The organism is Streptomyces sp. WELS2 (assembly GCF_013870595.1).
In the GTDB taxonomy this organism is placed as follows: Bacteria; Actinomycetota; Actinomycetes; order Streptomycetales; family Streptomycetaceae; genus Streptomyces.
This window is the reverse complement of record NZ_JACBWZ010001239.1, coordinates 1-1372: the sequence shown is the minus strand read 5'-3', so window position 1 is coordinate 1372 and position 1372 is coordinate 1. Positions and strand designations below refer to the sequence as shown.

At 74.3% G+C, this 1372-nt stretch carries 1 protein-coding gene; it reads left to right on the top strand.

Going from position 1 to position 1372, the window contains the following annotated elements; genetic code table 11:
• Nucleotides 1-1363, top strand: a 1363-nt coding sequence (locus tag H5J33_RS35340) for an acyltransferase domain-containing protein (protein ID WP_181798730.1), incomplete at its 5' end; no start/stop codon positions are given.
• Nucleotides 1364-1372: the final 9 nt, after the last annotated feature.

Here is a 1372-nt window from a genome sequence, read left to right as displayed (position 1 = left end):
GGTCACCGAGCCGGAACCGGAAGCGGTCTCCCGCCCGCCGCACGGACCGCTGCCCTGGGTCCTCTCGGGCAAGTCCGAGGCGGCGCTGCGCGCGCAGGCCGAGCGGCTGCACGCCTTCGTCACCGAGCGGCCCGGACTCGACCTGGTCGACACCGCGTACTCGCTGCTGCGCGGCCGCACCGGGTTCGACCACCGGGCCGTCGTCCTGGCCCAGGACCGCGCCGGGCTGCTGGCCGGTCTCGCCGCCGTGGCCGCCGGGGAACCCGCCGCCCATGTGGTGCGCGGTGCGCGCGACGACGGCAAACTGGCCTTCCTGTTCACCTTCCAGGGCAGCCAACGGCTGGCCATGGGCCGGGAGTTGTACGAGGCGTTCCCGGCCTACGCGGCGGCCTTCGACGAGGTGTGCGCCGCCCTGGACCGGCGGCTCGGCCGGCCCCTGAAGGAGATCGTGTTCGCGGCCGAGGGCAGCCCCGAGGCCGAGGCGCTGGCCCAGGCCGAGTACGGTCACCCGGCGGTGTTCGCCCTGGAAGTCGCCCTCTACCGGCTCCTCGAACACTGGGGCGTCCGGCCCGACGTCGTCTTCGGCGGCTCCAACGGCGACTCGGCCCTGCTGCACGTCACCGGCGCGCTGTCTCTGGAGGACGCGGCGGCCTTCGTCAGCACGCGGGGCCGGCTGCTCCAGCAGACGCCCCCGGGCGGCACCATGGTCGCGATCGAGGCGTCCGAGGAGGAGGTCCGCGCCTCCCTGGAGGGCCGCCCCGGCACGGTGGACATCGCCCTGGTCAACGGGCCCCGGCAGGTCGTCGTCTCCGGTGACGAGGAAGTGGTCGCGGCGCTCGGCGACGAGTGGCGGGCCGCCGGCCGGCGCACCCACCGGATGTCCTTCGGCCGGGCGTTCCACTCCGCGCACATGGAACCGGTCCTGGAACCCTTCGTCGCCGCCGTCCGCGAACTGGACTTCCAGCGGCCGCGCATCCCCGTCGTCAACTGTCTCGACGGCCGGCTCGCGGACCCGGACGAGCTGTGCACCCCGGAGTACTGGGGCCGCCATGTCCGGGGGGCCGTACGGTTCCTGGACGGCATGCGCACCCTGGAGGCCGACGGTGTGCGCACCTACCTGGAGCTCGGCCCGGTCGCGATGCAGTCCCTGATGGGCCGCGAGTGCCTCGCCGAGGACAGCGACGCGGTGCTGCTGCCCACCCTCGCCGAGGGCCGCCCGGAACCCGACACGCTGCTGACCGCCCTCGCCCATCTGTACGTGCGCGGCGCCGACATCGACGCCGACGCCTTCTTCGGGCACCTCGCGCCGCGCCGTACCGACCTGCCCACGTACACCGCTTCGCCCTTCTGTTCCGCCCGGTGATCTCCGCGC